Genomic DNA, 6,379 nt, shown 5'->3' on the forward strand with positions numbered 1-6,379 from the left:
AGAGGGGTTCAACTCCTGGCGGAAGCCCGCGAGCTGGTGGGCGAGCTCGGCCTGGCCGTCTGTCCCGTCGCCCTGTCGGATCGCGCCGCCTTCGCACACGCCACCGCCGCCGGGAAAGTCGCCGGGGAGACGGATCCGCAGGGGAAGGCCGCCGCCGAGGCCGCCAGGCTCTGGAAGTGGATATGCGAACAAGTCGGCATGCCAACACGCGAACACGCCAACAAGTCATCACGAAGGAAGGGCCAATGAGCCGATTCAAGGGCCTTAAGGCCGAGGTCGCCGCCAGGACAACGCCGCCACCAGCTGCGGCCTCGAGCTCGTCGACCACAACCAGGGCGAAGGCGCGGGAAGGCAAGCGCGCCGTGGTGGGCTACTTCTCCGAGGATTTGAGCCGCCAGCTGCGCATGCTGGCCGTCGAGGAAGGCTCCACGGTCCAGGCCCTGGTCGGCGAGGCCATCGACCTGCTGCTGCAGGCGCGAGGCAAGCACACGTTCGGGGAGCGCTAGACGTGGGCGGCTTCCTTGCGCGGGTCGTCCTGCATACGGCGCTGTTTGTCCCTTCGGTTGTCCTGTGGATCTTCGGCGGCTGGGTTCTGGCCCTGATCGTCGCGCTATGGGTCGTCGGCCACCATGAAGCGCCGTTCGGCGTCTTCCTGATGGTGATCCTCTATCCGCTCACCGGCTGGTGGCTGGGCGTAACGAATGCGTGGGCCGGAAACCCTGTCGGGTGACGAAAGTAACTGGAGGCATTGATGAAGCTGAACCTCAACGCCCTGATCGCCTATTCCATCCTCGCGGTGATCACCGCTTTGAACCTGGTAGGAATAAAGCCGACGCTGTCGCCTGGTTTATCGTTTGCGATGGGAACAGCCCTCGCGTTCTTTGCGGCGTTCCTTTCCGACCGAGCTAGAGACGAATGGGCCCGCACGGGATGGGGCTATGAGACCGTCTTGAGGACGACTGTGATGGGGCTAGCAGCCTTCTTCGCGTGGACCTGTTACCTAATGGCGTTCTATCTAGCGGCTTCTGGAGAGCGATAGCTAAGCCTGACTAGATCCTCGACGCCGCCAGAGATCGACGATGAAAAGGACCAGCTGCGGGAGGGCGTAAGTCTGGAGCGCCTGCGCCCCTGCGAAGGGTCCGCCATCAGCCATGCCGAGGCCGCCCAACACCGTAGCAACGGCAAGGGAACCTGCATGACAGGCCAGCACTCGCCAATTGCCGCCGCCGGTCCATTTACGCGTCAGCCATAGGAACAACCTGCTGACCAGGAAGCAGGGGACGAACGCCCCGGCGAGGACCACCAGGGCGAGACCCGCCTCGCCCATAAGGCCGGCGCCCAAGGCCATCGTTTCGCTTAAGCTCGACATCGCCTGCCCTTCCTCCGCCGTGGAGCACCACACCAACCACGCGTGTGATTTTCGCTGTTTTTTTATTACGCCCCACACTGGGCGAATCCCGGAACCGGAGCTCGGCCTTCTCAACCAGGCGATAACGTCACGCCTGTGATACGCCAGCCCCCGCAGGACGCCCTAGAGGATCACAGGCGTGACGTTCGCGTAACCTATTCGAGCCTGAAAAATCTGGCGGCTGCAGCCCCTTTTTACGGATGCCAGAAATTCAGGGCCGCGCCCCTTTTTATGGCGCCGAAAAATTCGGAATGCTCCACTATCGAGCACCAGTTTAGTGAGGCCGTCGCCTAAATCGGCCTATTTTACGGCCTCCGAAAAATTGGCCCTCGCCCCCGTGCGCGTAGTGTGCGGCGGTTGGTCCGCGCCCCTTCAGGCGGGGATGTCGCCCAGGGGTGAAGCTGCATCCCTCGAAAAGCCCATTTTCCGGTCGCTGGGCGGCCTGGGCGTGAACCGGCATACCAAACCACCGGAAAGCCGCTCCTGGCCGTCCTGGGCCTTCTGGCGGCCATGCAGGGCGCGAGCTGTCGCGAAGTCGATCACCTGGGTGTCGTGCCACACCGCCTGGCGCTGGGCCTCCACGAGATCGAGCCAGGCCAGCGTCTCGGCGAAGTAGCGATTGAAGCTCATCGTTGCGCCCTCCGGCCTGCTGGTTTCTGCCTGCGCCGCATCTCCGCAGCGAGGTCGGCGAAGTCAGACGCCGAGGGCTTTTCGACCACCGGAAAATCGTGCTGCTCGCCGTGTGAGACCTGATCTGAGGATGAATTGATATCACTTTGAAGCATCGTTGAAGACACATTGAAGTCTGCAATTCCGCCGAAAATGTCGTTGAGGGTGTCGTCTAGTTGGGCAGAGGGACTGCTCGCTTCCCTTGCGTCAATCACGGCGTCGAGACGCCTCCGCCTTTCTTCCCAGTCCAGCGGCGGATCATCTGCAGGACGGCTGAACGTGAAGCGTCCAGGCTCGCGGGCGAGCATGTGCTGGACGCTGGCCGGGGATTCCGCCTCGGCGATCCGCCGGAAACCTTCGACCGCTTGCTGCGCCCGCTCCTGGGCTATGCGGCGCCACCGGCTTGTGTTGGTCGTCCAGGCCCGGTTGCGCATCCGCAGGACGCCGACCAGCGCGACTTCGCCCATGTGGCGCGGGGCGACAAGCGTGAAGGCTTCTGGGGCCTGGCCGTCAAATTCATCAAACCGGTCCACGTCGTCCCCCGGATGCAGGACCGCCGCCGCCAGGGTCGCCCATGCGCCGCTCACGCTCTCAAGCGCGCCAGGCACAACCTTGCCGCTGCGCACCAGGGCCACCGGATAGACCAACGCTGCGTCCGGCTGGTCGTCTTCGGCGAGGTGATAGGCCCATTCGATCGCGCCCAGGTCTTCCAGGCGCCTGACATTGCGCCAGAAGGTGTCGGGATCCTTCCTCGCGTGGTGACGTTCAAGGCCGCGCCAATTCGTCCACTGGCCTTCATCCGTAAACTGCCAGAGCTGGTGCATGCCCGTGGCGACCACTGACTTCCGACTGAACCGCCTGCGCAAGGTGAGTCGGTCTATCCCGTCGCGCTCGGTGAGATCCTGCTGCGCGTAGAAATCGACCAGAAGCTGCAGGGCCTCTGGGTCTCGCGCCTCCCGTAAGCGCTCCACGATGCTCGGCTGGCCATCGTCGCGGCGCACCAGGGTCTTCGGTATGAAGGCGGCCCGTCCCTCTGGTCTCTCAAGCAACCGCCACAAGCCCTGGCCCTCGCGGGTGAACCAGCCGAGGGCTTCTCCTCGCCGCGCCGTCTCCCTGTCCGCCTTGCTTGTCGGCTGAATTCCGTTTCGGACCCTCTCGGCCAGTCTCGCCATTGCGGCTGGCATGGGCGGGCGCTCCAGGGGCGGCATGTCAAACCGCGGTCTCGGCGCACCGGGTGGTGTCAGCTCCACCACCAGGCCAGCTGCTTTCAGCCCGTCCACCTTCTGGCGAGCTTTTCGCCAGGTCAGGCCCATGTGTCGACTGATCGCATCTCTCGACCAGGTGCTGGTGCGGCTGTCCCGCCCAGTCCCGCAGGCCATGACCAGGTAGGCCGCCGCGTAATCGGCGCCGAGATCACACGCCTTGGCGAAGGTCGGCGCATCGACGACGAAGAATTCGCCTCGCCCCTTAGCTGAGCGCCGTTCAGGCATGATCGACCAGGCGCACGCCTGGGCCACCGCCGAGGCTGGGCGCTTCTCGATCCATGAACACCAGGCCGCCGCGCTCATATGCCGTGCGCAGGGCGCTCGCCGTGGATGTGAAAACGTCCTGACCAGCCTCGAGGCGCACCAGGGTGTTTGTGCCGATCGCTGCGGCCTTGGCCGCGTCCCGAATCGACCACCCAAGAGCTGCTCTGGCCATGCGGCTTTGCTGTGCTGAGATCATGGTTGGAACATACCACGAACTGGGGTTCGAGTAATCATCAAAGGGTGCTTTTCCACGAGGGATTCAGATTCTCTTGGATTCTAATTCCGGCCCCTCATGCCATAGAAACCATTGAGGAAATTCGGCCTCGATGTGCCAGATTTGGTGGGGACGTGTGCCGAATCTGGTGGGGTCATGTGCCGAATCTGGTGGGGTCATGTGCCAGATTTGGTGGGGTTGATGTGCCATCGCCGGGTGCTAGTCATGGCACATGGGAACGGGCCAGCCGACCGGGCGCACCATGCGGGTTGCGCACAAGCTCCGAGCCGAGGGTTCGGGCGACATGGCGCTGGCCGTCGAGCTGATCGACGTTCACCTGCCAAGGGGCGACCAGGAACTGAGCCTGGTCGCACGCCGCAGCCTGTTGCTCATGCTTGAGGCCGCCGCCGGGGATGCCTGGCGGTATGAATTCCACCGGATCGCCAAGCGGGATCTGCGCGGAAAGCACGCCAGCATGGAGCACGTCCGCGCCGCCTTCGCCGATCTGATGGGCGTCTGGTTCTCGCATGGCGACATGCTCGAGGGCCGGAAGTCCACCCGCCGGTTCCATCTGCTGGATGAGATCCACGACCAGGACGACGCCGCCGCATCGGCTGTGGTGCTGTTCCGGTTCAGCAAGCGCGCCTGCGAGATGTTCGAGCGGTCGGACGTTTACGCTCGGCTGAGCCGGGAGGCGATTGTTCGGTTCCGATCAACCTACGCGCTGCGCGCCTACGAGGTCGGGGCCGCGCTCTACAGTCGCAGGGATCCGACCTGGCGGGGCGACGTCCAGGCCCTGCGCAAGCTGCTGCAGGTGCCCGAGGGAACCTATCTGAACTTCGCCCAACTGCGCCGCCGGGTGCTCGAGCCTGCGAAAGAGGAAATCGACCAGCTCGCCGAATTCGACATGACCTGGCGCGAGACCACGAAGGGCCGCCAGGTCATCGGGGTTGAACTGCGGTTCGCATCCAAGGGCCGCCGCCAGGCCCTCGCCGCCGCCGAGGAAAACCAGCGCCATTCCGCAGGCCGCAGGGCGCGCCGCGAGGGAACCACGGAGACCATCGTTGAGCCCGTCGAGCGCTTGGCGGGCGTCCTGTCCTGGCCGTCCGACGATGTGGTGTCGCCCTACTCGGGAGCCGAGCTCCACGCCATCGGGCGCGAGCATGGAGGCGGCTGGGATGTCTCCCGCCTGGCCACCGCCTACACCGCCTTCATGGGCGACAAGCGGCGGGATCTGACAGGGGATCGCCTGCGGAAGTCCTGGCGGGGCTTCTGTGAGGCCAAGGCGCGAGACTGGGGGCCGCCAGGCTAGGCCGCAGCCGGAAGCCTGCGCAGGATGTCCCGCACGGTCGCCGCGTGCCATTGGCCGCCACGCCGGGTGACGATGCCGCGCCGGTTCAGCTCGACCGCCAGCGCCCGCAGCGACGTGTGCCCCGCCGACGTGATGTCGTCGATGATGGGCCGCAGGTCCGTGGCGAAGCGGTCGGCGCCCTCGCGGATCACCGCCACGGAGGCCGCGTTGCCCTTGTCGGCCCGCACCAGGGCCGCCGCGCCGTTCGGGTTGCCCAGGCGCACGCCGCGAGCCCGAGCCGCCGCCAGCGCTTCCTTGGTCCGCCGGGAGATCGCCTTGCGCTCGGCCTGGGCGACCGCCGCCATGATGTGAATGGTGAGCTCGTTCGCCTCCGGCATATCAGCCGCCACGAACTGGGCGCCCGAGTCCTGCAGGGCCGCGAGGAAGGCGACGTTGCGGCTGAGCCGGTCCAACTTGGCCACCACCAGCGTTGCGCCCGTCACCTTGGCCAGGTGCAGGGCCTTGGCGAGCTCGGGGCGGCTGTCGAGCTTGCCGGATTCGACTTCCACGAATTCGCCGACCACCTGGCAGGCGCGCCCGCCGCAGTATTGCGCCACCGCCTGTCGCTGGGCCTCGAGGCCGAGGCCGCTCCGCCCCTGGGCGGCTGTGGAAACCCGGAAGTAGGCGACAACCCGCATGTGAAACCCTCCTGTATGGAATGGCGCAACGCTCGTTTGTCCATTCCCAACACTGGTGACAGATACACCATCCAGAGGCATAATCAACCCAACACGCGAACGTGCTAACACGCCAACATGCGAGCAAGCGCCCATGACAACCCTCGCCATCGTGAGCCAGAAGGGCGGGAGCGGGAAAACGACACTGGCCGTGCACGTCGCCGCCGCCGCCGCCGCCGCTGGCAAGGTCGCCGTCATCATCGACACGGACCCGCAGGCCACCGCAGCCGCCTGGGGTGACTGGCGCGGCGGGGCCGAGCCGGAAGTCATCACGTCGCCGCCGACCCGCCTGGCCAAGACCCTCGAGGGCGTCCGCGAGCTCGGGGCCGAGGTTGTCGTCATCGACACGCCGCCGCACGCCGACGCCGCCGCACGCGAGGCTGTGAAGGCCGCCGACCTGGTGTTGATTCCGACCAGGCCGCGAGCCTTCGACCTACACGCCATCCAGGCGACCGCCGACCTGGTGCGGTATGCAGGCAAGCCCGCGTTCGTGGTGCTCAACGCCGGATCCGCCAGAGGGGTTCAACTCCT

At 65.8% G+C, this 6,379-nt stretch carries 11 protein-coding genes; 5 read left to right on the forward strand and 6 right to left on the reverse strand.

What is annotated here, in order from left to right; genetic code table 11:
* A partial coding sequence (locus tag IM632_RS08555; RefSeq protein WP_296552226.1) for a hypothetical protein occupies nucleotides 1-192 on the reverse strand: 192 nt, incomplete at its 3' end.
* Nucleotides 193-245: 53 nt separating this feature from the next.
* On the opposite strand from IM632_RS08555, the gene IM632_RS08560 reads away from it, so the two are divergent.
* From IM632_RS08560 to IM632_RS08570, 3 genes are read left to right on the forward strand one after another with little or no spacing between them, the layout of a single operon-like run.
* Entirely contained in the window at nucleotides 246-506 is a 261-nt protein-coding gene (locus tag IM632_RS08560; protein ID WP_296518301.1) for a ribbon-helix-helix domain-containing protein, read from the forward strand.
* A 2-nt stretch (nucleotides 507-508) separates the two neighbouring features.
* Entirely contained in the window at nucleotides 509-730 is a 222-nt protein-coding gene (locus tag IM632_RS08565) for a hypothetical protein (protein WP_296518303.1), read from the forward strand.
* Between the two features lie 21 nt (nucleotides 731-751).
* Nucleotides 752-1,039 (forward strand): hypothetical protein, encoded by a 288-nt coding sequence (locus IM632_RS08570; RefSeq protein WP_296518305.1) that lies wholly within the window; start codon nucleotides 752-754, stop codon nucleotides 1,037-1,039.
* Here IM632_RS08570 and IM632_RS08575 read toward each other — a convergent pair whose 3' ends face one another.
* The 4 genes from IM632_RS08575 to IM632_RS08590 all read right to left on the reverse strand — a co-directional run bounded on the left by IM632_RS08575 (nucleotide 1,040) and on the right by IM632_RS08590 (nucleotide 3,778).
* Nucleotides 1,040-1,369, reverse strand: a complete 330-nt coding sequence (locus IM632_RS08575; protein WP_296518307.1) for a hypothetical protein — start codon at nucleotides 1,367-1,369, stop codon at nucleotides 1,040-1,042. It lies immediately after the preceding gene.
* Nucleotides 1,370-1,780: 411 nt separating this feature from the next.
* Nucleotides 1,781-2,038, reverse strand: coding sequence for a hypothetical protein (locus IM632_RS08580; RefSeq protein ID WP_296498726.1), 258 nt, complete (start codon nucleotides 2,036-2,038; stop codon nucleotides 1,781-1,783).
* Nucleotides 2,035-3,078: a hypothetical protein gene (locus IM632_RS08585; protein ID WP_296498729.1), complete on the reverse strand. Its 1,044-nt coding sequence runs from the start codon at nucleotides 3,076-3,078 to the stop codon at nucleotides 2,035-2,037. Before IM632_RS08585 ends, IM632_RS08580 begins: the two co-directional genes overlap by 4 nt.
* A 481-nt stretch (nucleotides 3,079-3,559) precedes the next feature.
* A complete protein-coding gene (locus IM632_RS08590; protein WP_296498732.1) occupies nucleotides 3,560-3,778 on the reverse strand; it encodes a transcriptional regulator in 219 nt (72 codons plus the stop codon).
* Nucleotides 3,779-4,052: 274 nt separating this feature from the next.
* On the opposite strand from IM632_RS08590, the gene IM632_RS08595 reads away from it, so the two are divergent.
* Entirely contained in the window at nucleotides 4,053-5,132 is a 1,080-nt protein-coding gene (locus IM632_RS08595) for a replication initiation protein (protein WP_296531455.1), read from the forward strand.
* Here IM632_RS08595 and IM632_RS08600 read toward each other — a convergent pair.
* The gene (locus IM632_RS08600; RefSeq protein WP_296498737.1) at nucleotides 5,129-5,809 is read right to left on the reverse strand and encodes a recombinase family protein; all 681 of its coding nucleotides are present in this window, start codon (nucleotides 5,807-5,809) and stop codon (nucleotides 5,129-5,131) included. The two genes, IM632_RS08595 and IM632_RS08600, sit on opposite strands and share 4 nt — an antisense overlap.
* Nucleotides 5,810-5,942: 133 nt before the next feature.
* Between IM632_RS08600 and IM632_RS08605 the strand changes: the two genes are divergently transcribed.
* On the forward strand, nucleotides 5,943-6,379 hold a 437-nt coding region (locus tag IM632_RS08605), incomplete at its 3' end, for an AAA family ATPase (RefSeq protein ID WP_296552227.1).

Source organism: Phenylobacterium sp., from assembly GCF_020402505.1.
Taxonomy (GTDB): Bacteria; Pseudomonadota; Alphaproteobacteria; order Caulobacterales; family Caulobacteraceae; genus Phenylobacterium.

Excerpts from the sequence above, each read along its gene's own strand:
- IM632_RS08580 (WP_296498726.1), bottom strand. The coding sequence starts at position 2,038 with ATGAGCTTCAATCGCTACTTCGCCGAGACGCTGGCCTGGCTCGATCTC.
- IM632_RS08575 (WP_296518307.1), bottom strand. The coding sequence starts at position 1,369 with ATGTCGAGCTTAAGCGAAACGATGGCCTTGGGCGCCGGCCTTATGGGC.
- IM632_RS08595 (WP_296531455.1), top strand. The coding sequence starts at position 4,053 with ATGGGAACGGGCCAGCCGACCGGGCGCACCATGCGGGTTGCGCACAAG.
- IM632_RS08570 (WP_296518305.1), top strand. The coding sequence starts at position 752 with ATGAAGCTGAACCTCAACGCCCTGATCGCCTATTCCATCCTCGCGGTG.
- IM632_RS08560 (WP_296518301.1), top strand. The coding sequence starts at position 246 with ATGAGCCGATTCAAGGGCCTTAAGGCCGAGGTCGCCGCCAGGACAACG.
- IM632_RS08590 (WP_296498732.1), bottom strand. The coding sequence starts at position 3,778 with ATGGCCAGAGCAGCTCTTGGGTGGTCGATTCGGGACGCGGCCAAGGCC.
- IM632_RS08600 (WP_296498737.1), bottom strand. The coding sequence starts at position 5,809 with ATGCGGGTTGTCGCCTACTTCCGGGTTTCCACAGCCGCCCAGGGGCGG.